General features: G+C 66.5%; 18 protein-coding genes. 5 read left to right on the plus strand and 13 right to left on the minus strand.

Translation table 11 applies throughout. The features are described 5' to 3' along the window. Nucleotides 1-2: 2 nt before the first annotated feature. The 3 genes from L2D00_09035 to L2D00_09045 all read right to left on the minus strand — a co-directional run bounded on the left by L2D00_09035 (nt 3) and on the right by L2D00_09045 (nt 7,726). Nucleotides 3-3,086: a hypothetical protein gene (locus L2D00_09035; GenBank protein ID WBQ11988.1), complete on the minus strand. Its 3,084-nt coding sequence runs from the start codon at nt 3,084-3,086 to the stop codon at nt 3-5. A gap of 331 nt (nt 3,087-3,417) precedes the next feature. Beyond that, nucleotides 3,418-5,256: a threonine--tRNA ligase gene (gene thrS / locus L2D00_09040; protein ID WBQ11989.1), complete on the minus strand. Its 1,839-nt coding sequence runs from the start codon at nt 5,254-5,256 to the stop codon at nt 3,418-3,420. A 139-nt stretch (nt 5,257-5,395) separates the two neighbouring features. Continuing rightward, nucleotides 5,396-7,726, minus strand: coding sequence for a hypothetical protein (locus tag L2D00_09045; GenBank protein WBQ11990.1), 2,331 nt, complete (start codon nt 7,724-7,726; stop codon nt 5,396-5,398). 104 nt (nt 7,727-7,830) lie between these two features. Between L2D00_09045 and L2D00_09050 the strand changes: the two genes are divergently transcribed. Further along, a protein-coding gene (locus L2D00_09050; protein WBQ11991.1) for an IS5 family transposase occupies nt 7,831-8,618 on the plus strand; the annotation gives its coding sequence in 2 pieces (ribosomal slippage) (nt 7,831-8,164 and nt 8,164-8,618; 789 coding nt in all). A 55-nt stretch (nt 8,619-8,673) separates the two neighbouring features. Here the strand turns inward: L2D00_09050 and pseC are convergent. From pseC to L2D00_09080, 6 genes are all read right to left on the minus strand, one after another. Further along, nucleotides 8,674-9,840, minus strand: coding sequence for a UDP-4-amino-4,6-dideoxy-N-acetyl-beta-L-altrosamine transaminase (gene pseC / locus L2D00_09055; GenBank protein ID WBQ11992.1), 1,167 nt, complete (start codon nt 9,838-9,840; stop codon nt 8,674-8,676). Nucleotides 9,841-9,949: 109 nt separating this feature from the next. Continuing rightward, on the minus strand, nt 9,950-10,783 hold the full coding sequence (locus L2D00_09060; GenBank protein WBQ11993.1) for a flagellin: 834 nt from the start codon (nt 10,781-10,783) through the stop codon (nt 9,950-9,952). Nucleotides 10,784-10,982: 199 nt separating this feature from the next. Next, complete coding sequence (locus tag L2D00_09065; protein ID WBQ11994.1) at nt 10,983-11,207, minus strand: flagellar protein FlaG; 225 nt, start codon at nt 11,205-11,207, stop codon at nt 10,983-10,985. A gap of 282 nt (nt 11,208-11,489) precedes the next feature. Continuing rightward, entirely contained in the window at nt 11,490-12,317 is an 828-nt protein-coding gene (locus L2D00_09070) for a flagellin (protein WBQ11995.1), read from the minus strand. A 116-nt stretch (nt 12,318-12,433) separates the two neighbouring features. Continuing rightward, on the minus strand, nt 12,434-13,258 hold the full coding sequence (locus tag L2D00_09075) for a flagellin (GenBank protein WBQ11996.1): 825 nt from the start codon (nt 13,256-13,258) through the stop codon (nt 12,434-12,436). A 353-nt stretch (nt 13,259-13,611) separates the two neighbouring features. Then, nucleotides 13,612-14,439, minus strand: a complete 828-nt coding sequence (locus L2D00_09080; protein ID WBQ11997.1) for a flagellin — start codon at nt 14,437-14,439, stop codon at nt 13,612-13,614. Nucleotides 14,440-14,807: 368 nt separating this feature from the next. Here L2D00_09080 and L2D00_09085 point away from each other — a divergent pair, with 368 nt between their 5' ends. Beyond that, nucleotides 14,808-16,391 carry an alanine:cation symporter family protein gene (locus L2D00_09085; protein WBQ11998.1) on the plus strand — a complete coding sequence of 528 codons (1,584 nt, stop codon included), beginning with the start codon at nt 14,808-14,810 and terminating at the stop codon, nt 16,389-16,391. A gap of 74 nt (nt 16,392-16,465) precedes the next feature. On the opposite strand, the gene L2D00_09090 is transcribed toward L2D00_09085, so the two are convergent. Further along, a complete protein-coding gene (locus L2D00_09090) occupies nt 16,466-17,257 on the minus strand; it encodes a DUF3445 domain-containing protein (GenBank protein WBQ11999.1) in 792 nt (263 codons plus the stop codon). Further along, nucleotides 17,254-17,583, minus strand: coding sequence for a hypothetical protein (locus tag L2D00_09095; protein WBQ12000.1), 330 nt, complete (start codon nt 17,581-17,583; stop codon nt 17,254-17,256). The genes L2D00_09090 and L2D00_09095 overlap by 4 nt, the downstream gene beginning before the upstream one ends. Before the next feature lie 112 nt (nt 17,584-17,695). On the opposite strand from L2D00_09095, the gene bioB reads away from it, so the two are divergent. Beyond that, entirely contained in the window at nt 17,696-18,712 is a 1,017-nt protein-coding gene (gene bioB, locus L2D00_09100; protein WBQ12001.1) for a biotin synthase BioB, read from the plus strand. Between the two features lie 21 nt (nt 18,713-18,733). On the opposite strand, the gene L2D00_09105 is transcribed toward bioB, so the two are convergent. Both L2D00_09105 and L2D00_09110 read right to left on the minus strand, forming a co-directional pair. Then, nucleotides 18,734-19,744 carry a methyl-accepting chemotaxis protein gene (locus L2D00_09105; GenBank protein ID WBQ12002.1) on the minus strand — a complete coding sequence of 337 codons (1,011 nt, stop codon included), beginning with the start codon at nt 19,742-19,744 and terminating at the stop codon, nt 18,734-18,736. A 265-nt stretch (nt 19,745-20,009) separates the two neighbouring features. Continuing rightward, nucleotides 20,010-22,181 carry a penicillin acylase family protein gene (locus L2D00_09110; GenBank protein WBQ12003.1) on the minus strand — a complete coding sequence of 724 codons (2,172 nt, stop codon included), beginning with the start codon at nt 22,179-22,181 and terminating at the stop codon, nt 20,010-20,012. Here L2D00_09110 and L2D00_09115 point away from each other — a divergent pair. Next, nucleotides 22,180-23,304, plus strand: a complete 1,125-nt coding sequence (locus tag L2D00_09115; GenBank protein ID WBQ12004.1) for a ligase-associated DNA damage response exonuclease — start codon at nt 22,180-22,182, stop codon at nt 23,302-23,304. The genes L2D00_09110 and L2D00_09115 overlap by 2 nt on opposite strands. Next, a complete protein-coding gene (gene pdeM, locus L2D00_09120; protein ID WBQ12005.1) occupies nt 23,301-24,005 on the plus strand; it encodes a ligase-associated DNA damage response endonuclease PdeM in 705 nt (234 codons plus the stop codon). Before L2D00_09115 ends, pdeM begins: the two co-directional genes overlap by 4 nt. Nucleotides 24,006-24,037: the final 32 nt, after the last annotated feature.

The raw sequence follows: 24,037 nt of genomic DNA on the forward strand, positions 1-24,037 counted from the left end.
CCCTAGCCGGCCGCTTGCCAGGGCTGGCGCGGATAGCGGCCCTGGGCGCGCGGATCAGCCGGACGCGGCGTAAAGCTCTCGGCCACGCCATCGGCCGCGGCGCGCTGTTCGGAGCTGAGCTCGCGGCGCAGCGTGGTGGCGCGCGCACCCGCATCCTCGTCGCCTGCATTCGCCGCAATGCGCAGCCAGGCATAGGCGTCAGCGGGGCTTTGCGGCACGCCGAAGCCTTCCTGGAACAGAAGCGCGATATTGAACTGGCTGTCGCGATTGCCGTGCAGGGCCGCCTGCTGGAACCAGCGCGCCGCCGCAGCCTGATTGTCCGGTGTATCGTCCGCCGCGATGAACAAGCCGCCTGCCTCGAACATGGCCAGCACATTGCCTGCTTCCGCCGCGCGCACCATCCACAGACGGGCGGCCTCGGGATCGGCGCTGACGCCCTGGCCGCGTTGCAGCATGCCGGCATAGCGGCGCATGGCGTCAGGCACGCCCTGTTCAGCGGCGCGGCGCATCAGGGCGGCACCGTCGCTGACCGCGCCTGCGTCCATCCGCTCCAGCGCCAGCTGATAGCGCGCCACCGGATCGCCGTCCGCAGCGGCACGCTCCAGCGTCAGCGGTTCGGGAGCGGGTTCGGGAGCGGGCTCCGGCGCAGGGGTCTGCTCAGGGGTTTGCACAGGCGTCTCGGCGCGCGGCTCGGGCTGAGCGGGGACGCGGTCCGCGCGCTGCACCGTCGCAGGCTCGGGCAAAGCCGGGGCGGGCGTGAGGTCCGGCGCGGGTTCCGCCTGTGTTTCCGCAGGTGTGCCCGCCACAACGGCACCGGCTTCATCTGCAGGCATCCCGGCAGCATTATCTCCCAGCGTGGCCGGCTCGGACACACGCGCGCGCACTTCCGGTCCGCCCGCGTCTGCAAACAGCGTGGTCAGGGTTTCCGACGGATCAGCCGCAGCCGTGACCGGCCGCTCGCCGCCGCCGAACGCATCGAGGGCGAGCATGCCCGCAGCGGCGGCCACCGCGGCGAAGCCCAGCACGCTGGCGGCCACCAGCATCAGGCGGGTGCGGCCCGAACCCGGCTCGGCGGGCGGGCTCCAGTCTGCGCTGGTGGACCGGTTGGCGCGCACCGTCTTGCGCGCAGCGGCCAGGAAATCGGCGTCAGCAGTGGCGCCCAGGCGCGCCGGGCGTGCGGGCTGGGCCGGCCGCGACGGCGCAGGCTCCGGCGCGCGCTCGGACCAGGCCGGCGCGCCATACTCTCCGGTGGCGTAGTGCTGCTCAGAGTACGGATCGCCTTGTGTCACACGGGCGGCGATCTCGAAACTGTCCGGCTCACCCGCCGGGTCGAGGAGACCCGGTGGCTGGGGCAAAGGCGCACCAAAATCAACCGGCACCGATGCGGTCTCGAAACCGTCCAGCGCCGCTGCGCGCGGGCGCGCCGTTTCGACCTGATCCCCGTCGCCGCCATCACCGTCATCGCCGCCACCATCCTTGCCACCGCGCCGGCGTGCCGGTGTGTCAGTGGCAGGGGTGCGGGTTTCCCCGCGGCGTTCGATGGCTTCCAGCCGGTCAGCCAGCGCCGTCATGGCGCGCTGGACAGGGGACAACACGTCGGCGGTCTCGCTGCCCGCCTGATCGAGACGCTGATACACCCCGTCCATGGCGTCGGTGATGCGCTGGGCGGTGCGCTCTTCAGACGCGCGGATGCGCGCATCCAGATCGGCTTCCGGCGCACGAGCGCGCGCCTGTTCAATACGTTCGACTACCTGGGCCATGCGTTCGCCTGCCGCCTCGACCGCCTGGGCCGAGCGTTCCTCGGCCTTCTGCACGCGCTCGGCAAGGGTTTCGCCCAGACGGGCGACCTCTTCGCCGATCCGGCGCACAGCGGCGGTGTTTTCAGCCCGGACCGTGTCGAGCCGGGATTCCAGTCCGGTCTGATCCTCGCGGGACCGGCGCGCGCGCTCGGTCTCGCTGAAACGATGCTCCAGGCGCTGCTCGGCGGCCTCGATACGCCGGTCTACGGCGCGCGAGACGCGCCCGACCTCGTGAGCGATCCGATTGAGCGCTTCGGACTGGCGCGTTTCGGCCGCTGACAAGCGGCTTTCCGCCGCTTCCAGCGCCCGCTCCAGCCGGCCCGGACCTGCGCCCGCGCCATCCAGCGAAGCGATCTGGCGCCCCCAGTCCTCGCGCGTTTCGCGGATGATCGCGGCCAGTTCCCGGCCCAGCACTTCAAACCGGCGATTGATTTCGTCCGCGCCTACCGACGAGCCCTGACGCGCTTCCAGCTCGCGCAGCCGGGCGTCCAGCGCCTGCTGGGAACCGGCCAGCGCCTCGGCGGCGCTATGGGTGGCGTTTTCCGCAGCGATGATCCGGCTTTGCAGGCGCCGCGCAATGTCCTCGACGCCGCGCAGGGTTTCGCCCACACGCTGGGACTGCGCCTCCACCTGATCGCGCAACGCCTTCTGATCATCGCGCAGCCGCGACTCGGTCTCGTCCAGGCGCGCGCCCAGCACCTTGGCGGCGCGCTCGGCCCCCTCGCGCCGGCGTTCGTCCTTGTGGGTGAGATTATCCAGTTCGGCGCGTACATCGCGCTCGGTCTCGTAAAGGCGTGCGGCGAGTTTGCCGACCGTCGTCTCGACCGCTTTCAATGCCGACGGATCGGCACCGCCGCCCGGCCCTGCCCGCTCCAGACGGCGCAGGCGCTCGAGCAATTCGTCATGGCGCGCGCGGGTGCGCGCCAGCGCCTCCTCGATCTCGCCATCGTCTTCGTCGCGTGTCTCTTCCAGCGCTTCGAGGCGGCGCGACAGCGCCAGCACGGACTGGTCCACGCCGGTCAGGGCCAGGGTCGAGCGCTGTTCGGAGGCTTCCAGCCGGTCGGTCAGCCGGCGGATGACCGCGCGCAGCGCATCATCGTCATCGCCATCACCACCGCCGCCACTGCCAAATCCGGGATAGCCCGACAGGCGCTCGTCCCAATCGGGGCTGCCGGCCTGAGGCCCGTCATCGAGGATCACGCGGTTGAGCCAGTCGCCCAGCGTCATGCCTTCCCGGCGCGCCGCCGTCTTGGCGATCGCGCGGGCGCGAGGGTCGATACCCTTCACACTCCAAGGCGCCCCGGACGGCATGCCGAATCAACTCCCAAAAACCCATGCTGACGGTAACTGACCGGTTAATCTTGTGTAAACCAGATGCAAGACCGCAATATCTGGTATCCACACCCAATCCCGGCTCATCCGCCGCAGCGCGCAACACTGCTGGGTTAACAAAAGCGGGCGTTGCGGTTAACGCCGCGTAAAACTGTGTAAACCTGCGCTGGACGCAGTGCAGGGACCGCGCGCGCCGCACCGGGGCAAGCCGGCCTCCAAAGCAAAACGGGGCACCCCCATGGGGGTGCCCCGCGCAGGCAATCTCTCCAAAAACCGGGCCCTGGGATCAGGCGTCCTGGGTCTCGCGCGCAGGCAGGTCTCGGCGGGTACGCTGCTCCTGGCCGATGCGGGCAATGAAGTCGTCCAGGCTGAACACGCCCAGATCACCCTGATCGCGATGGCGCACGGCCACCGCGCCGGCCTCGGCCTCGGCGTCACCCACCACCAGCATATAAGGGATTTTCTGGGTCTGGGCGGTGCGGATTTTCTTCTGCATCCGCTCATGACCCAGATCAGCCTCGGCGCGCACCCCTCCGCTGGCGGCACCGATGTCCGCCTTCATCAGCGTGCGGCGCACCTTAAGGGCATAGTCCTCATGCCGGTCGGCGATGGGGATGACCACCGCCTGCACCGGCGCCAGCCAGACCGGCAGCTTGCCGGCATAGTGCTCGAGCAAGATGCCGGTGAACCGCTCCAGCGAGCCGAACAGCGCCCGGTGGAGCATCACCGGCGCCCGCTTCTCGCCGTCCGGGGCGATATAGGTGGCACCCAGCCGCTCGGGCAGGTTCAGGTCCACCTGCAGCGTGCCGCACTGCCAGTCGCGCCCGATGGCATCGCGCAGCACAAACTCCAGCTTGGGGCCATAGAAGGCACCCTCGCCCGGATTGTACGTATATGGCAGGCCGGTAGCCTCGATGGCGGTTTTGAGCGCGGCCTCAGACCGGTCCCAGACCGCGTCCGAGCCAATGCGCTTTTCCGGACGATCGGAGAATTTCACCCGCACGTCCTCGAAGCCGAACTCCTTGTAGATATCGATGACCAGCTTGCACACCTCGACACTCTCATCGGTGATCTGGTCTTCGGTGCAGTAGATGTGCGCATCGTCCTGGGTGAAAGCGCGCACGCGCATCAGCCCGTGCAGCGCGCCCGAGGCTTCAAACCGGTGCACCTTGCCGAACTCGGCAATGCGCAGCGGCAGCTCGCGATAGCTGCGCAGGCCGTGCTTGAACACCTCCACCCCGCCGGGGCAGTTCATCGGCTTCAGCGCAAACACACGGTCCTCCACCTCGTCGGTGGTGAACATGTTCTCGCCGAACTTCTCCCAGTGGCCGGACCGCTCCCACAAGCGCCGGTCCATCAGGTCGGGCGTGTTGATCTCGACATAGTCAGCCTCGACCTGACGGCGGCGCATATAGTCGATCAGGCTCTGAAACAGCGACCAGCCCTTGGGATGCCAGAACACGGCGCCGGGCGCCTCTTCCTGGAAGTGGAACAGATCCATCTCGCGGCCCAGGCGGCGATGGTCGCGCTTTTCCGCTTCCTCGATCTGGATCAGGCGCTGCTCCAGCTCCTCCTTGGTGTCATAACCAAGGGCGTGGATGCGCTGGAGCTGGGCGTTCTTCTGATCGCCGCGCCAATAGGCGCCCGCAATGGAGCGCAGCTTGAAATGGCCCACCTGGCCGGTGTGATCCACATGGGGGCCGCGGCACAGATCGACAAAATCGCCGGTGCGGAAGAAGGTCACGGTGTCAGCGCCCTCGCCCACCACGGACTCGTCGCCGGTCTCTTTGGCGATGGCGGTGGACCCCTTGTCGCGCAGGAGCTTCAAGAGCTCCACTTTCAGCGGCTGGTTCTGGCGCTCCATGTAGGCAATGGCGTCGGCGATGGGCAGCTCCTCGCAGGCGAAGCGGTGCTTCTCGGCGCGCATCTCCTTCATCCGCTTTTCGATCTTCGGCAGATCTTCCAGCGTCAGCGGCTCGTCCAGCTTGATGTCATAGTAGAACCCGGTCGCTGTCGCAGGCCCGACGCCAAACTGCGCGGTCGGGAACAAGTCCTGGATCGCGGCGGCCATCAGGTGCGCGGCCGAGTGGCGGCGCGTCTCGACAGGAAAGGCGTCTTGCGACATGGGTTCGGGCTTTCAGATCGGGTCCGGACCAACACATGAAACCCGCCGCGCGCACCGGACATACGCACAGCGTTCCCTGATGTAAGCATTCGCCCTGAATCTGTCCACGCAGGGGGCGCGCGCAGGTGCAGCATACCCCTTAACCCGGCCCGCCATCATCCACCCAGATGCGCCCGAACTCATAGCCCAGCCGCGAAGTGCAGCCCGGTGCCGAGCGGTCATCAGGTCCGCACATGCCGACCTCGGCCGACTCGGTCGTTCCGGCGTGGCGGGTGAACCGGAATTCGCGCCTTATGGTCAGGCCGCGGATCTCGATATCCCGGTCGAAACGCCAGCTGGCCACGGCGATGTCGACCACCGCGAACAGACCCAGCACCGGCACGAATTCCAGTGCGAACTCATAGGCCGGATTGCGCAGGACCAGGCCTGGCGCGTGCTCGTCCGTGGATACAAGCCGCAGCACCATCTCGCGGTTCTCCATCGGGCTGCGCGTCACCGCCACCCGGCACAGCCGGTCATTGACCAGCTGATTGTCCGACGCAGGATCGCTGCGATTGACCGGGCGGCAGGCATAGGGCTGGGCCGGATCGGTGACGAAGCGCGCCCCGCGCGCTTCAGCGTCCAGAAGGAATCGGGCGTCGGCGGCGTAGACATTCACCCCGGGCTCCACACCGGCGCGCGCGATCCACGCATTGATCTGAAGCCCCGTCACGTCAGCGGGCAGGCGTGGACTGGCCAGGCGCGTGCGCCGCCCGATGGGCGGGTCAAAATCGGCGCAGGCCCAGTTCGGGCAGGTCCCCGCCCGGGGGATCGAAACCGACGGGCAATTGATGCGCACTGTCCCCACGACAGGCGCGCGCACTTGCAGCTGGCAGCCGGCCCACACGCCAATGGTGAATTCGCGATCGTCAAACCACAGCTCGCGCGCCATGCCCGAGGCCTGATAGATCGAGCCGCCATTGACCGTGGTCTGGCGCCCGGCCGCGCTGATACGCACGGTGGCGTCCGTTGTGCGCCAGCGCCGGGTGGCCGGGTCTTCGGAAAAGAACGTGTCCGAGCGCGTGCGCACATGGAACGGGAAGCGCAGGCCCGCCCGATAGCCCACCGAATACTGGAACGCAACGAAGTAGTTCCGCCGATGGTTGAAGGTGTGCTTGTAGCGCTCCTCGATCCGGTCGCTGAGCGTGAAGCCGGTGATGAAATAATGGTCTGCGGTCTGCGTGACGCTGGTTCGCCGCACCGGTTCGCGCGGTTCGGGACGGGTTCCGGGCAGGCGCGCCAGGCCCGGGGCCATTTGCAGCGTCTCAAGGCGCGGGACCGCTTGCAGGGCCGCCCCGCCCCCGCGACCCGCCGTGTCCGGCTGCAAGGTCAGCGCGCCGGGCGGCACCGTGCGGATGCGCGGGTTGGGCATCAGATCGGCGCGCCGCAACACGAAGGGCGCCAGCGTCGACGGGATCGCCTGCAGGCGCGGGCCGATGGCGCGGTCCAGCGTGAAGCCCCGGCCGAAATCGGCGGGCGGCGCAGGCGGGGCCGTCAGATCGGGCACCGCGCCGATGGAGACGCCCGCGCGCGGCGCCAGGGGGATGATGCTGACATGGCTGATGATGCGCTCTTCGCCATCCATATCCAGCGCGATCAGCTCGGCGTCCGGCAGCGCCAGCGCCCGGGCGACGGAGACGCCATGGCGGAACTCGGCCTGCCGGTTCAGGGCGCGCAGCTCGCTGCGCACCGCTTCGGCGGCCTCGGCGATATCGGCTTCAGTTGGCGGCAGGAGCAGGCGCGCACCGCCCTCCACGGTCTGCACCCGCATGCGCATGGCCGGTGTCAGCGAGGTGCCGGGATCGAGCACAACCGGCGACAGCGCGCCATGCTGCGGGCGCGCCTGCGGCGGGGAGAGGCACAGCTCGGCGCGGGCGCGTTCGACCCGCTCGCGCGCCATGCGCTGGAGCTGCGCCATGGGACCGCGCGTGCGGCTTGCCTGACCGGCACTGTCCGCACCCTCGCGGCAGGTGCGCGCGCTGACACGCACCTCGGCCTCACGCGACACCACAATCCGGTCTTCCAGAAGAAACACCTCTTCGCGCACCTGGACCGGGCCGATCAGGCCCAGCGCTTCGGGCTCGCTTTGCAGCGCCGCCAGGCCAGGCCGCGTCAGCAGGCGCGATCCGGTCAGATAGGCATTCAGATCAAGCTCCACACCGGCTTGAAGCGCGATGGCCACCGGCCCGCCTGCTGTCAGGCGTGCCGGGTCCAGCTCGGCCACGAAGAGCGGTGAATTGCGCACCTCCAGCCGTACCGCCGCAGCGCTCAACCCCTCCATGGACGGGCCGATGCGCAACTGGTCGGCGCGCAGCTGATCGGCGCGCAAGGCCGGCTGTGCGGTCAATTGCGGCTGGCTGACCTGCGCGCCAGATGCGGCGCCCGCCAGACCCAACGCCGCGCCCAGCGCGGCAGCGATACGGATGAGCATGTGATGTCCCCCTGCCCGTCATCCCCTGATCAGGAGACTAGGACCTGTTGACGAAGTGGATTCCCAACCCGCCCGAAGCGTGATTCAAGACTGGCTTTTGGGAGGTGGTCTTGGTTCGCGGTTTGATGACGGACGAGGAGTGGGCGTTCTTTGCGCCTTTCGTGGTGGCGACCGGAGGCAAGCGGGGCCGCCCGCCTTCTGATCATCGCCGCGTGCTGGACGGCGTGTTCTGGATCGCGCGCACCGGCGCGCCCTGGCGTGATCTTCACGACTATTTCGGTCCGTGGACGCGGGTCTACCGCCAGTTCCGCCGCTGGACGCTGTCAGGCGTGTGGGAGGTGATGTTGGAAGCGCTGGGCGAGAGCGGGGCCGTACCCGACAGTCTTCAAATGGTCGATTCCACTATCGTTCGCGCGCACCATCAGGCTGCGGGCGCTAAAGGGGGACTCAAAAACAGGGTTTTGGGCGCTCAAAAGGTGGCTTCACGACCAAAATACACCTTCGCACCAACGCTGAAGGGCTGCCCATAGCCGCTGAGATCACCGGCGGTGAAGTCTCCGACTACAAAGGTTATGAGGCGGTAATGGCCGCGCATGGCTCAGTCCCGCGCGTCCTGCTGGCCGACAAAGGCTATGACAGCGACAATATCCGAACATCGCTGGAAGCCGCCGGCGCAGTGCCGATGATCCCGGCGCGCCGAAACCGCAAGAACCCCGTCCAGATCGACGACTTCGTCTATGGGCTGAGAAACCGCATCGAGCGGTGCTTCAACAAGCTGCGCTGCTCACGCCGCCTCGCCACACGCTACGACAAGACCGCCGACAGCTATCTCGGCTTCATCCATCTCGCTTCAATCCGCCTGTGGTTCCGGTACTTTGTCAACAGCACCTAGACCGGCCAAAGGCTGACGCCACCATGAACAAATATAGTCCGCCCGGCGCCCGCAATCAGGCCTTCAGCGCCCGCCCCAGTGCTTGCACGACGCGCTCGGGATCGCCGTGCGACATGCCCGGCCAGAGCGGCAGGGACAGGGTGCGCGCATAATGCGCCTCGGCACCGGGCAGCGGTCCGGCGGTATGGCGGGCGGCGTAGAAGGGCTGGTGATAGAGCGGGATGTAGTGGACCTGGCTGCCAATCCCGTCCGCCTTGAGCCGCGCCATCACCTCCGCCCGCGTCACGCCCGCCGCTTCGAAATCGATGCGGACATTGTAAAGATGGCGGCACGGATCGCCCGGCGCTTCGGCGGGGGTCTGCACCCGCGGTGCCAGCGCCGCCAGCGCCGTTTCATACTGCGCGGCCAGCGCGCGCCGGCGCGCGGCGAAGGCCGGCAGGCGCTGAAGCTGCGACCGGCCCAGCGCCGCGTTGATATCCGGCATACGGTAATTCCAGCCCAGCTGGACCATCTCATACCACCAGGCTTCGTGCGCGCCCTCGCGCCGCCGGAACCGGGCCGGGTCACGCTCGACGCCATGGGAGCGGGCGCGGCGCATGTGGCTGGCGAGCGCTTCGCTGCGCGTGGTCACCATGCCGCCCTCGCCGCAGGCCAGCGTCTTGACCGGGTGGAAGGAGAAGGTCGCGGCGTCACTTAGATCGCTGGCCCCGGCGGGGCGGCCGCGGCCATCCAGCGAGCCCAGCGCGTGGCAGCTATCTTCCACCACCGCCAGCCCGGCCTGATGCGCGGCCTCGCTCAAAGCCGGCATGTCACACATGGCTCCGGCCAGGTGCACCGGCAGCACGGCGCGCGCCGCCGGCCCGGCCCGGCCCAGCGCCTCGGCCAGCGTGGCGGGGGTCATCAGGCCGGTGGCCGCATCCACATCGGCGAAAACAACCGCTGCTCCGCAATACAGCGCCGCATTGCCCGTCGCCAGAAACGTAATGGCAGGCACGATGCAGATATCACCCTCACCGACGCCCAGCCCATCCAGGGCCAGATGCAAGGCGGCTGTGGCGCTGTTGCAGGCGACCGCGAACGGCGCGTCCACCGCGCGCGCGAACTCGGCCTCGAAGGCGTCTATCTCCGGACCCGACGTCAGAAAATCACTGCGCAGCACGCGCGTGACGGCCTCGATATCGCTGTCGTCGATGCACTGTCGCCCGTAGGGCAGATCAATCATGGCGCGGCGCTCCAGCTGTCGCGATGAGGATCGCCTGAGTCTGGCCCAAACGAAAACCGCCCGGCGCGCGGGAGCGCCAGGCGGTGTTGCATCGGCAGGGCGTGACAGCCTACCGGCCAAACAGGGACAGAATGATCTGCGGCTCGGAGTTGGCGATGGACAGCGCCTGAACGCCCAGCTGCTGCTTGACCTGCAAGGCCTGCAACCGCGCGCTTTCCTTGGCCAGATCGGCGTCCACAAGATTGCCCACGCCCGTGGTCAGCGCGTCGGTCAGCTTGTCCACAAAGGTCCGGTGAGCTTCCAGCTTCTTGCCGTCAGAACCCAGATTGGCCAGCGCCTGATTGACATTGTCCAGACTTTCCGAGATCGCGCTCACCACCGCACCGGCCAGCGTCACCGTGCCGAGGCTGGCGGTGCTTTCGATGGTCATGATGGCACCGGAGAAGGTCATGTCATGGGCCGACAGATTGATGGTGCGCGAGGCGTCGGCGTCGGCCAGGAAGTCGATGCCGTTGGTCATGCTGCCATTAAGGATATTGGCACCGTCAAACTCGGCGTTGGAGATGATCACATTGACCTGCTCCATCAGCGCCTTGAAGTCGCCGTCATAGGCCTGGCGCGAGAACGCGTCGATGGACGGGTCCATGGCGGCGGTGGCTTTTTCGCGCATCTCGATCAGGAGGTCGGAGATCGCCTCGCCCGCCGCGATGGCCACGTCGGTGATCGACACCGCCCGGTCCAGCGAGCCGCGCACCGACGCCAGTGCGCCAATGTCCGCGCGCATGCTCTGGGCAACGGCGAAGACGGCTGAATTGTCCTTGGCACCCGACACGCGCAGGCCGGTATTGATCCGCTGCTGGACGCCGGTCATGTCCTGATTGGTCTTGTTCAGGTTCTGCAGGGCGATCATCGCCGAGGTGTTGGTGTGGACGCTCAACGTCATAGGTCTTCTCCTGTATCCCGCCGCCGCATTCCGCAGCGCTGTCGCACGAACAGGAGCAAGGCCCGGACCACATGGCGGGCCAGAGCCAAAGCATATTTAAATCATGGTGTTATGTTGGGTGATCCCGGGCCTGCTCGGGCGGGGCGGGTGCAGTCATGGTTAATTTCTGCCGGGCTGGGCGGTCAGTCTTGCCGGGCGCTCAGGTCTGCCGGTCGAGCAATCCACCCTGTCCGTCGCGCAAATAGGCGATCAGATCAAGATACCCTTCCGGCGGCCACTGGCGCAGGGTTTCACCGGTATCGGGATTGAGAATCCGGTAGATGAAGCGGCCGGCGCGTTCCTCGCGGTCGATGAGCAGGCGCGATCGCCCGCTGGCATCGATCTGGGCGCGCATCGCCTCGATCTTGTCCACAGTTTTCGACAAATCCTTTCCGGCTGCAGGCTTTACAGCCGCGGCTGCCGGTTCGTCCCCTTCAGGGCCGCGCTCGAGAGGCCCCACGGCCGCCTGAGCGTTTGCGGCCCATTCAGGTGACGACATGGCCGTGGCTGACATGAGCGTCGCAATACTTGTCATCTGTTCCTCACAAGACGCATTCAGAGCGTCCAGCGCCTCCCTTGTTGCAGGCCGCCTCCCCAGTCGGGAGGCCGGTGAGGACGGCCGGAGGGAACCCCTTCGCTCCGGCCGTCATCCCCGTGCGGGCTTGTCCTAGCGGAAGAAGCCCAGGATCGTGCTCGGTGCCGAGTTGGCGATGGAGAGCGCCTGGATGCCCAGCTGCTGCTTGACCTGCAGCGACTGGAGACGGGCGGACTCTTTGGCCAGGTCTGCGTCGACTAGGTTGCCTATGCCCTTCTCCAGCGTATCGGACAGCTTGCCCACGAAGGTCTTGTGAATCTCAAGAGACTTCGAGGCGGTGCCCAGACGCGCCAGAGCAGAGTTGATATTGTTGAGCGAAGCTTCGATATCGTCGGCAATATCAGAGGCCTGCGTAGAGGTCGCAAAGGACGCCGCCGCGGCCAGGGTCACGATGGACTCGCCCAGGCTCATGTCCTCGTCCACGACCGAGATCGTGTTGGAGCCGTCAGCATTGGCCAGGGCCGAAATGCCACCGGTGACCGAGCCGTCGATCAGGTTGATGCCGTTGAACTCGGCGTTCTCCACGATCGTGCCGATCTGATCGCGAAGCGCGGTGAAGTCCTCGTTCAGGGCCGTACGCGACGCCGTGTCCAGCGAGGTGTCGGAAGCGGCCAGCGCCTTTTCCTTCATCTCGATCAGGAGATCGGAGATCGCTTCACCGGCGGCCAGCGCCACATCGGTGACCGACACGGCCAGATCCAGCGACTGGTTGACGGCGCGCAGGCCACCCACTTCAGAGCGCATGTTCTGGGCGATGGCGAAAATGCCGCCATTGTCCTTGGCGGAGGAGACCGCAAGACCGGTATTGATCCGGTTCTGGACCTGCATCAGGTCCTTGTTGGTCTGGTTCAGGTTCTGCAGGGCGATCATCGCGCCCGGATTGGTATTGATCGTCGCCATTTCTTGGCTCCTTTCGAGGGTCCGTTTCTACGGTTGGACGCGCACATTTTGTGCGCCGTGTCCGGCACCGGTCCGGCGTTCTGCCGTCCCGGCGCCGAATTCAGTCAGGCCTTTTCCTAGCGGAAGAAGCCCAGGATCGTGCTTGGCGCCGAGTTGGCGATGGAGAGCGCCTGGATGCCCAGCTGCTGCTTGACCTGCAGCGACTGGAGCCGGGCAGATTCTTTGGCCAGATCGGCGTCGACCAGATTGCCGATGCCCTTCTCCAGGGTGTCGGAGAGCTTGCCCACGAACGTCTTGTGGATCTCCAGCGACTTGGACGAAGTGCCCAGACGCGCCAGAGCCGAGTTGATGTTGGTGAGTGAGGTCTCGAGAGCCGTGGCCGCCGCCGCAGCATTGGTCGTGGTGTCGATTTCAGTGCCGGCGGTGATGGTGAGGGTCGTGCCGGTGAGGCTCATGTCCTCGGCCGCGACGGTGATGGTGTTCGAGCCGTCAGCATTGGCCAGAGCCGAAATCGCATCGGCACCGTTATTGATCAGGTTGATGCCGTTGAACTCGGCGTTCTCCACGATCGTACCGATCTGATCGCGCAGGGCGGAGAAGTCTTCGTTCAGTGCATCACGCGACGCCGTGTCCAGCGAGGTGTCGGAAGCGGCCAGCGCCTTTTCCTTCATCTCGATCAGGAGGTCGGAGATCGCTTCACCGGCGGCCAGCGCCACATCGGTGACCGACACGGCCAGGTCCAGCGACTGGTTGACGGCGCGCAGGCCGCCCACTTCAGAGCGCATGTTCTGGGCGATGGCGAAAATGCCGCCATTGTCCTTGGCCGAGGAGACCGCGAGACCGGTGTTGATCCGGTTCTGGACCTGCATCAGGTCCTGGTTGGTCTTGTTCAGGTTCTGCAGGGCGATCATCGCGCCCGGATTGGTATTGATCGTCGCCATTTCTTGGCTCCTACGTTTCTACGTGTGAACGCCCGCATTTTGCGAGCGGGGCCTTCTGGCCCGCAGGAGCAACAGCAAGCCCGGGGCCAATTGGCGGCCCATGGATGATGATTTTTCAGGTCTTTGTTTTTTATGAGGATTTTTCGGAAGGGCAGCGCGGGGCCGGACGGCATGCGGCAGTTTTTGCCCGGTAAAGCCGCGAGACGCCCGGCAATTTCTACCCGCCGGGCATAATCTGCCGGGTGATTCGGGCGGGGCTGGCGGCGCGACCCGCCGCAGGGTTAATCAAGGGTTAACGCGTTTCGAAGCCAAAGAAAAACCGGGACCGCCATGCGGCGGCCCCGGCACCTTCCCTAGCGGAAGAAGGACAGGACAGACTGCGGCGACGCATTGGCGATGGAGAGCGCCTGGATTCCCAGCTGCTGCTTGACCTGCAGCGACTGGAGCCGGGCGGACTCCTTGGCCAAATCTGCGTCGACGAGATTGCCGATGCCTTTCTCCAGCGTGTCCGACAGCTTGGTCACGAACGTGGAGTGGATCTCCAGCGCCTTCGACTTGGTCCCGAGCCGGGCCAGCGACTCGTTGACCGCATCCAGCGAGGAGGCGATCTGAGAGGCGATGTCCGAGGCCTGGGTGGCGGTCGCAAACGAGGCGGCGGCGCCCACCGTCACAACGGCACCCGACAGGGACATGTCCTCTGAGGGCACTGTGATGGTGTTTGAGCCGTCCTGGTTCGCCAGCGCAACGAAAGCGTCTGTCGAGCCGTCGATCAGGTTCACGCCGTTGAATTCCGCGTTCTCCACAATCGTCGAGATCTGGTTGCGCAGCGCCATGAAATCTTCGTTCAAAGCGCTCCGGCTGGCCGTATCCAGCGATGTGTCAGCGGCAGCGAGAGCCTTTTCCTTCATCTCGATCAGGAGATCCGAGATCGCTTCACCCGCGGCCAGCGACACATCAAGCGTCGCGTTGCCACGGTCCAGAGACTGCTGAACAACCCCATAGCCCGACACCTCGGCGCGCATACGCTGGGCGATGGCGAAAATGCCGCCATTATCCTTCGCACCCGCGATATTGAGGCCGGTATTGATACGGTTCTGCACCTGTTGCAGCTCCATATTGGACTTGTTCAGATTCTGGAGCGCGATCATCGCTCCGGGGTTCGTATTCACCGAGTTTGTCATGGGGGGTTCCTCCGTTCTGGAAGCGAACGGCCGTTTTGGCCGGCGGACATTTTGTCCCGCCGGGGCCAGCGCAAGCCTTGTGCCGCTCGCAGGCTTTGCGGGCCAGGCAGATCACCGTGACTTTTCAAATAATTAATTGGCCATTACCCAATCGCGCACGGCCGCGCGCACAGACCGGCCCGGCAAGATGCGTCCCCCCGGCAGGAAGTGCCCGGTGCCTTGCCGGGCGCTGCGCGCCGGACCCCGCCCGCCGTCTGCGCGCGGGCAGACACGATGGAAAATCACGCCCCCAGTTGCACGCGGGGACTTCCCGTCGGGCGTTCGTCTGCCTAGGGTCTCGTTAAATCAGGAAATTGCGGGGAGCTGGAATGGACAATTTCTTCGACAACGTCACGATCTTCAGTGACTTTCTATGGGGCGGCACCTGGGGCGATCAGCGCATCCTGCCGGTCGGGATCGTCACCATTGCCCTTCTGGGCACCGGCGTGATCATGATGGTGCTGCTGGGCGGGCGTCCGCTCAAGCGCCTCTTCCCCGCCTTCGCCGAGCTGTGGGCCGGCCGCAAGAGCGGCGGCGAGGGCGAGATCACGCCCTGGCAGGCCCTGTCCACCGCCCTGTCGGGTCAGGTTGGCACCGGCAATCTGGCGGGCGTCGCCACCGCCATCACGCTGGGCGGGCCGGGCGCGATTTTCTGGATGTGGGTCACGGCGATTTTCGGCATGGCACTGGCCTATTCAGAATCCTCCCTCGCCGTGCGTTACCGCGAGAAGCATGCGGATGGCAGATACCATGGCGGGCCGATGTACTACATCCAGAACGGGCTGGGTAAGAACTGGAAATGGCTCGCCATCCTGTTCTGCATCGGCACGATCTGCTCGGCTCTGGTGACCGGCGGTGCGCTGCAGGCCAACTCCGTCACCCAGTCAGCCATTGAAGCCAGCACCTCGCTGGGCGTGGATCTGCCGCGCTGGGCCGTTGGGGCGGTTCTGGCCTTCCTGGTCTTTGTCGTGATCGTCGGCGGCATCAAATCCATCGGGGTTGTCGCCGGACGCGTCGTGCCTTTCATGGCCGTCGCCTATATTCTGGTGGGGGTGGTCATTCTGGCCACTCACGCCAGCGAGATTCCCGGCGCCTTCGCCCTGATCTTCACCGAGGCCTTCGGCTTCCGCGAGGCGGCGGGCGGGTTTGCGGGCTATGTGATCATGGCCGCCATCCGGGCCGGTGTGGCGCGCGGCCTGTTCTCCAACGAGGCCGGTCAGGGCTCCGCCCCGATCGCCCACGCGGCAGCCCAGACCAGCAATCCGGTCAAGCAGGGCGAGATCGCCATGCTGGGTGTGTTCATCGACACCATGATCATCTGCACCATGACGGCGCTGGTGATCCTGACCGTGTCGGGCAGCTATGCCAATCTGGACGGGACCTTTGCCGAGTTCGCCTGGCAGTCCGACGCCCTGCAGGCCTCGGCCATCACCACGGCGGCGTTTGCAGAAGGCATTTATGCCGGCGGCTGGATCATTCTGGCTGCGCAGGCCCTGTTTGCCTTCACCACCATCATTGGCTGGTCCTACTACGCCGAGACCTCGGCCACCTATATCGTTGGTGACTGGGCCGCGCGTCCATTCCGCTTCATGTGGGTGGGTGTGGCCTTCCTGGGCACGCTGGTGGTCAATGTGGACGGGCTGTGGCGGTTTGGCGACGTGGCCAACTCGATGATGCTCTTCCCGAACGTCATCGCGATCCTGCTGCTGGCCGGCGTCGTGCTGCGCTACACGCATGATTACGACCGCAAGGGCATTGTCCCGCCGGCCTGGTACGGTGCTGACGCCGTGCCGTTGAACCCTGCGGCGGTTTCGTCGGGTTCCGACGACCGGCCCGCCCCGAAAACCAAGGCCGGGCCCGACGCGCCGGACGGCGGTTCCGGCGATGGCGGCGGCGGGAATGGCGGCGACTGACGCCAGCGCCTTCAGCCTGAACTTATGCACCGGCCCGCCAGCACACGCTGGCGGGCCGGTGTCGTTTCAAGGGTCTAGATATCCGCGAACACCGCCTGCGCATGGCGTTCCAGCGCGGCCCAGCCCTTGTAGGCGCGTCCTTCAGCCCCCAGCCCCCGCCACGCGGCGGCCAGCGCGGCGATCTCATCAGCCGCCAGCGCCTGCACCGGGTCCAGACACACCCGGATGGTGAACAGCACCGCGCCGGTCTGAGGCAGCTTGATGATCGTCTGGCGCTCCACGCGCACATGCAGCTGATCGCACGCCTCGCTCACCGCCGCAGCCTGCGCCGCGGACCGCAAGGGCGCCGCGTCCGGGGTGAAGCGCGCATCGCCCCATTGAAGCGTCCAGTTGAAGCGCTCCAGCACCTGGCCGGGCCTCAGGGCGTCAAACACGTGGGCGATGCGCGCCGCCAGCTGATCGCCGTCGGGCACCGGCCCGTGCAGCGCCGTCAGATCGCGCCCGAAGGCGTGATCAAGGCTGAAAAATGTCGGCGCCGTCAGCACGATGGCGCCGGTCAGCCAGCGCCCGTCATCGCCGCGCGTCATCACCACCAGATCATCACTGACGAGATGCGCCGCCGCGATGAGATCGCCCGGTGGCGCGCCGGCTTCAGTGCAGACCAGAGCGGCGGCTTCATCCGCCGCGGCACCGGCATCCGGTGCCTGGCGCCACACATCCACCGGCCGTGCCAGCAGGCCCGCCTTCCAGGCCAGGACATGGGCCTCTGTATCAGGAAACAGCCATAGGGCCGGATCGATGGGCCTCAGCCCCACACTGAAGCGCGGCGGCCCGCCGCGCCAGGGCGCGTGGGGCGGCCGGTTCACGGATGGATGTCCAGCGCCCGTGCCATGCGCGCCGCCAGATGCGCCGCCGCCAGACCGGCCATGATGCCCACCGTGTTGGCGGCCATATCAGAGAGGGAGGCGATCCGGTTGATCATCGGGGTCATCTGCAACAACTCGATGGCCGCCCCCAGGGTGGTCAGCGCCAGCACCAGCCAGACCCGGTTCAGGCCCGGAAAAGCGAACCGGCCAATCAGGCTCAGCGCCGCAAAGGCGCTCATATGTTCCAGCTTGTCCCAGCCAAACAGACGCGGCGCACCGCCATGGCCCGGCCAAAGCGCAAACACCAGGACCACCAACAGCGTCACGCAAAACAGCGCCGGTCCCACAAGGCGCGCGCGCACGGCGAGGTGCCGCGCGGCTTGCCGCCAAGGGGCCTGATTCCTAGGGTGTGGGTCGATGACAGACTCGTGAGGCACCATGATCCCCCTTCTAGACGATATCGCCGCCCTGACGACCCCGCGTTCGGACTGGACGCGCAGCGAGGTCCAGGCAATCCACGATGCCCCGTTCAATGATCTGGTGTTCGCGGCGCAGAGCCTGCACCGGCGCGTGCACCAGCCCAACGCCGTGCAAAAATCGCGCCTCCTGTCGATCAAGACCGGCGGCTGCGCGGAGGACTGCGGGTACTGCAATCAGTCAGCCCATTTCGACACCGGGCTCAAGGCCTCAAAGCTGATGGACCCCGGCACCGTCGAGGCCCGCGCCCGCGAGGCAAAAGAGGGCGGTGCCACACGCTTCTGCATGGGCGCGGCCTGGCGCGAGCTGAAACCGCGCGACGAGCCGGCCATTGCCGAAATGATTACCCGCGTGAAGGCACTGGGGATGGAAACCTGCATGACGTTGGGCATGCTCTCCGACGGCCAGGCCGAGCGCCTGAAGGACGCCGGGCTGGACTTCTACAATCACAATCTGGACACCTCGCCGGAATACTATCAGCGCATCATCACCACCCGCACCTGGCAGGACCGCATCGACACGCTGGCGCGCGTGCGCGCCGCCGGCATCCAGGTCTGCTGCGGCGGGATTATCGGCATGGGCGAGGATCGCGAGGACCGTATCGGCCTGCTCACCGAGCTCGCCCGCCTGACCCCGCATCCTGAAAGCGTGCCGATCAATCATCTGGTGGACGTGGCCGGTACCCCGCTCTCGGGCTCGGCCCCCCTGGACGGGCTCGATTTCGTGCGCGCCATCGCCACCGCCCGCCTGATCATGCCCGCCAGCGTGGTGCGCCTCAGCGCGGGGCGCGAAACCATGAGCCGCGAGCTGCAGGCGCTCTGCTTCCTGGCCGGCGCCGCCTCCATCTTCATCGGCGACGAGCTCCTCACCACCCCCAACCCGGACCTCCATGCGGACTCAGCCCTGCTGGCCGATCTGGGTATGGACGCGGCGGAAGCGGGAGCGGCGCGCAGGGCGCGGGTAGGGGCGGCGGAGTAGGGGCGGCGCAGCCCAGCTTGGTCAGGGGGTCTGCAAGATCACGCCATACCAGCCCAGACCCTTGTAGGTCTCGTATCCGGGGGTGGCGTGAAACGCGACCAATTGCCCGCCGGGAAGGTAGGAATACCCGTTTGAGCGCTCTTGAAACGGGATATCAACCCGCTCCTTAAGCACGCCGGTGCCGTCTGACGCGGCGATCACGCGTAAATGGGAATCAACCAGCAACACCCGGGTGTTGCGCTGCTCTTCCGGCGCGATGCGTACGCCTTCAACGATGGCCCGCGCTTGTGATTCCCAGTCAAAATGGACCGCCAGCACGCCTGTCTTGCGTCCGGTTTCATCCCAGACGCCCGCGCTATAAGTCGCCGTCTGCGCGCCATTCAGCCGCGGCTGCACAGTTATGTCGCCGGCTGAGTAATCATCTGGGGAGGACAGTCTGGCCGCCGATTGGAACCAGGGTTCATCTGCTACCGATTGACCGAGCACGTTATAGGCGTTTGGCCGCCCGTTCGCGATAACCTGACCATTCATGTCACACAGCCAGATGTCCAAGTATACTGTGTAGGCATTCAGAATCACGCCCAAGCGCTGGCTGGTCTGCCGGCTGCTGTCCGCGCACGGATCGAGGGCGCAGGAGACCACCGCCAGATCGGTCGCCCACCAGCGCACGTCACAGGTTCGCTCATACAGATTACGGTCAATCAGCTCGATCGCGTTGAGCGCCAGATCCACATAGCGCTGCCCCTGAGCGCTTTTAGACATGCCTTCGACCTCTGACTGGAGGGTAATGACCCTGTGCGCCAGATCATCTTCAAGTTCCTGCGCAACGCGGGCTATCGTCTCGCTGACGGTTCGCACCTCCTGTGACACGACAGAAAAGCCCCGCCCGTGCTCGCCTGCCCGCGCCGACTCGATCAGTGCATTCAGCGCGAGAATCTTCATCTGATTGGTGATGCCATGAATCCGTCTGGTCTTGTCAGCCGCGATGTGGCGCACCTCGGCCGTCAGTGCGGCGATTTCATCCAGCGTCACTGGTTGCTCACGGCCAGCCGGGGCCGCGTGTTCCACGATACTCAATGTTTGCAATCCCCATTATGACATTTTGGCAATGCTTTAGCCACGCCATATAGAGAAATCAAATAAAAATTCCGGTATATTTTTAGGGCAAACCGGATTTAGTTAAGCAATGAATAATTTTCATATCTGTATTTATATTATTAAATCATACAATAAAGCATCGAAAGCAGGCAAAGGAAATGGCTCATCGCTCGAGCAATTAAATTGAGTCATGCCCCCCTCACCGCGCCCCCGGCCGGTACGCCTCCACCGCTGCGGCGCGCACTGCCGCTTCACCCATCGGCACGCGCCGCCAGTCCTGGGCGGCGAACAGGGTCATCTGATCGGTGTAGTGGGGGCTGCCGGGCCGCGTGGAGGCACCGAACTGGTGGACGGACCACAGGGCAAACTCGCCATCGGGCAACCACTCGGCCAGGAAGGTGAGGCCGTCGCCGGCCACCATGCGGTAGGTGCCGTCATCCTGCGGCGCGGGATAGACCGCGCGCAGCACATCCGGCCCGCCATCCAGCGGGATGCTTTCATCGCCGCGCATCAGCCGGTTCACTTCGCCCCATTCCGGCTCCAGCGTGCCGAAATGCGTATTGAGGCGGGCGACGGCTTCGGTGAACGTATCGGTCAATGGCGGCGGAGCGATGCCCAGCAGCGGCGCGGTGGTGATGGGCGCGAAGGTTTTCACCGCCAGCGCCGCCTGACGATTGGCAGTATTCGTGCGCCCGTCCCACGCCGCGATCACGCCCGCCGCTTCGGCCAGCGCCGGATCATGGCTCCAGTCCATGGCCAGCAGCCGGGCGCGCAGCGTCATCATCTCGCTGTCAGGGTGGTAGGCATCGTCGAACTTCACCGCCAGCAGCGCCTCGCGCGAGACCGTTTCCAGCCCCGCCATCAGGTCCACCGCCTGCAGGCCACGATTGGTCATGCGAGTCTCGATCCCGAAGCTCGCCGGAAAGGCGGCGGGGTCCGGGTCCTCGTCCGTGAGCGTCACCTGAAATGGCGAGTGGTTGGCCTCCAGCACATAGCCCGCCGCCGGATCGATCATGTTCGGCAGGGCGTCCAGCGCCGCGAAGTCATGCCAGATCAGGTCAGACCGGTCGCCGGGCAGGATGCCGGACCAGTCCAGGCCCGGCTCTTCCACCCGCAGCGGCAGGCGCGCGCCGTAATACCGCGCGATGCGGCCGCCGGCGTCCGCCACGATGCGATTGGTGCTGCCCATGGCGAGCATGCCCATGACACCCTGATATTCATCCAGATCGCGCGCATGCATGGAGCGCCAGGCCTGCTCCACCGAGCGGATATCGTCATGGGTGGCGTGGCGCAGGGCGAACGCGCCCTGGTCATTGCGGATCACGGGCCCATGGGCCGTGCGCTCCACCGGCAGGGTGACCTGCCAGGCGAACGGCCCCCAGAGATGCACCAGCATGCGCGCCGGGGTGATGTCCAGATCCACCCACTCGCCGTCGAGCCGGTATTGCGAACCGTCATCCGAGAGCGTGATCTCGTACAGATCGATCAGGTCGGGCGCGTTCACCGTGGCCGCGAAGCCCAGATCGGGGCTCGACCCCACATGCAGGACCGGCGAGCCCGGAAACGTGCCGCCGGCGAAGTTGAGCCGCCCGTCGCGGCTGATCATATGGGCCTCATACCAGGCCACCGGACCTTCAATGGGCTGGTGGGAATTGATGATCAGGCGCGTCGCGCCGTCATCGGACTTGGCCGGCGCGACGGCAAAGGCGTTGGAGCCCAGCTCGCTGTCGGAGGTTTCCTCCAGCCAGAACACCTGCAGCTCCTGGCCCCGCCCCGCCTCGCGCGGACGCTCTGGCGCAATCAGATCGGCCAACACACGGCCCAGGCCATAGAACATCGGGCTGTAAAAGGCCGACAGCCCGGCCACGTCCTGACCCGCCAGCGGATACAAATCGGGCGCGCGCTCGTCCGGGTGCAGGGCGGCGTAGTAGTTGAGGCCCGCGGCATAACCTTCCAGCGCCGTGCGCATCTCGGCGCTCAGCTGGGTGTCATACTGCGCCCGCACCAGATCGGGCACGCCCAGCGCCTGCACCAGCCAGGCCGTGCGCGCCTCGCTCTCGTCTGCGGCCAGCATCTGCGCGCCCAGCGCCTGGCGCAGCGCGTCCTGCACGGTAGGAAAGTCATCCTCGGCATGGGCGAAGGCCAGCGCAAAGGCCGCGTCGGCGCCCGTCGCCCCGATCACCCGGGGCACGCCCCACTCATCGCGGGTGATCTCGGCGTCGTAGGATTCCGCCGCGGCGATCGCAGCATCCGGGTCGAAGGATCGCAGCTCCAGCGGCGTCAGACGCAGCCCGAACACGAACGCGCCGGCGATTGTCACCACAAGCACCGCCGACAACCCCACAGAGGCCAGTTTCGTCACCCGATTCATGGATTTTGTTCCCCGCTATCCCCTCACTATCCTCACCCTGCCCGGCGCGTCCGGCGCGCGCAAGCGGCTGGACCGGGACCGCCACGAACTATATCGCCATGACATGATCCGGCCCGCCGATCTCCTGCGCGAAACGCCCCAAGGCCTGTGGTGCGAACCGGGCGGGTTTTTCATTGATCCGGTGCGCCCTTCAGACCGCGCCCTGATCACCCACGGCCATGCCGACCATGCCCGCGCCGGTCATGGTGCCGTGGCCGCGACGCCGGAAACGCTGGCCATCATGGCGGCCCGCTACGGCGAAGAATTCACTCTTTCGCGTCAAGCGCTTGGCTATGGCGAGACCGTGCGCATGGGCGAGGTGTCGGTCAGCCTCCACTCGGCGGGCCACGTGCTGGGCAGCGCCCAGGCCCGGCTGGAGTGGAAGGGGCTCGTGATCACGGTGTCGGGCGATTACAAGCGCCGCCGGGACCCCACCTGCGCCCGCTTCGAGCCGGTAGCGTCACACATCTATGTGTCTGAAGCGACATTCGGTTTGCCGGTGTTCCGCCACCCGGACGATGCTGGCGAGATCGCGCGCCTGCTGGCCAGCGTGCGCGCCAATCCGGGCCGGGCGCATCTGGTGGGCGCCTACGCCCTGGGCAAGGCCCAGCGGGTAATCGCCCTGATCCGGGAAGCGGGCTATGACGCCCCGCTCTACATCCATGGCGCTCTGGCGGCCTTGTGCGATCTGTATCGCGATCATGGCGTCGAGCTCGGCGATCTCAGGCCCGCGACCGTAAAAGACGAGGACGGCCAGAAGACTGATTTTGCTGGCCAGATCATCCTCGCCCCGCCCTCGGCCTTCCAGACGCCCTGGGCGCGGCGCTTCCCCGATCCGGTGATCGCCTTTGCGTCAGGCTGGATGGGCGTGCGCGCCCGCGCCCGCCAGCGCGGGGCCGAGCTGCCGCTGGTCATTTCCGACCATGCTGACTGGGACGAGCTGACCGCCACCATCCGTGAGTGCGCGCGCGACGCGGTGTGGATCACCCACGGCCGCGAGGATGCGCTGATGCGATGGGCGCAGCTGCAAGGCCTTGAAGCCAGACCGCTTTCACTCGCCGGATACGACGAGGACGGCGAATGAGCGCGCTCCCCGGACAGACGCTGTCACCGGTGATCAAGGTCAATGGCGCGCGCCTGCAGCCCGACCTGTCGGGCGCTGCGCTGGAGCTTGAAACCGGCACGCTCCTGTGCGCCGACCTGCACCTTGAAAAGGGCAGCGCCTACGCCGCACGCGGCCAGATGCTGCCGCCCTATGACACACGCGCCACGCTGGCCCGCCTGGCAGACGCAATCACCCGGCTGAACCCCGCCTGCGTCATCGCGCTGGGCGACAGCTTTCATGATCTTGGCGCCGACGGGCGCATGCATGAACAGGACGCCAAAGCCCTGACCACACTTGTGAATTCGGTGGGCCGCTGGGTCTGGATCGAAGGCAATCACGACCCCGTTCCGCCGGCGCGCTTTGGCGGCGAGCGCAGGGCCGGGCTGCAGCTCGGCCCGCTCACCCTGCGCCATGAGCCCCGCCCGGGGCCGGCCCCGGGCGAGGTGGCGGGCCATCTCCACCCCTGCGCCCGCATTAACGGAACCGGCCGCTCGGTGCGCCGGCGCTGCTTCGCCACAGACGGATCGCGGCTGGTGCTGCCCGCCTTCGGGGCCTATGCGGGCGGGCTGAACGTGCGCGACCAGGCCTTCACGGCCCTGTTTGCCCGCACCCCCGACGCCGTGATGATCGGAACGGGACGGGTCTATCCGGTGCCCGCTGCCCGGCTGAGACCGGACTGACGGGGCCACCGCGCCCTTGCGCGAGGCCTCTG

The sequence above is a fragment of the Hyphomonadaceae bacterium BL14 genome (assembly GCA_027627705.1).
In the GTDB taxonomy this organism is placed as follows: domain Bacteria; phylum Pseudomonadota; class Alphaproteobacteria; order Caulobacterales; family Maricaulaceae; genus Oceanicaulis.

Coding starts and splice junctions, on each gene's coding strand:
- thrS (WBQ11989.1), bottom strand. CDS start 5,256: ATGTCGCAAGACGCCTTTCCTGTCGAGACGCGCCGCCACTCGGCCGCG.
- L2D00_09045 (WBQ11990.1), bottom strand. CDS start 7,726: ATGCTCATCCGTATCGCTGCCGCGCTGGGCGCGGCGTTGGGTCTGGCG.
- pseC (WBQ11992.1), bottom strand. CDS start 9,840: ATGATTGATCTGCCCTACGGGCGACAGTGCATCGACGACAGCGATATC.
- L2D00_09060 (WBQ11993.1), bottom strand. CDS start 10,783: ATGACGTTGAGCGTCCACACCAACACCTCGGCGATGATCGCCCTGCAG.
- L2D00_09070 (WBQ11995.1), bottom strand. CDS start 12,317: ATGGCGACGATCAATACCAATCCGGGCGCGATGATCGCCCTGCAGAAC.
- L2D00_09075 (WBQ11996.1), bottom strand. CDS start 13,258: ATGGCGACGATCAATACCAATCCGGGCGCGATGATCGCCCTGCAGAAC.
- L2D00_09080 (WBQ11997.1), bottom strand. CDS start 14,439: ATGACAAACTCGGTGAATACGAACCCCGGAGCGATGATCGCGCTCCAG.
- L2D00_09085 (WBQ11998.1), top strand. CDS start 14,808: ATGGACAATTTCTTCGACAACGTCACGATCTTCAGTGACTTTCTATGG.
- bioB (WBQ12001.1), top strand. CDS start 17,696: ATGATCCCCCTTCTAGACGATATCGCCGCCCTGACGACCCCGCGTTCG.
- L2D00_09115 (WBQ12004.1), top strand. CDS start 22,180: ATGGATTTTGTTCCCCGCTATCCCCTCACTATCCTCACCCTGCCCGGC.
- L2D00_09110 (WBQ12003.1), bottom strand. CDS start 22,181: ATGAATCGGGTGACGAAACTGGCCTCTGTGGGGTTGTCGGCGGTGCTT.
- pdeM (WBQ12005.1), top strand. CDS start 23,301: ATGAGCGCGCTCCCCGGACAGACGCTGTCACCGGTGATCAAGGTCAAT.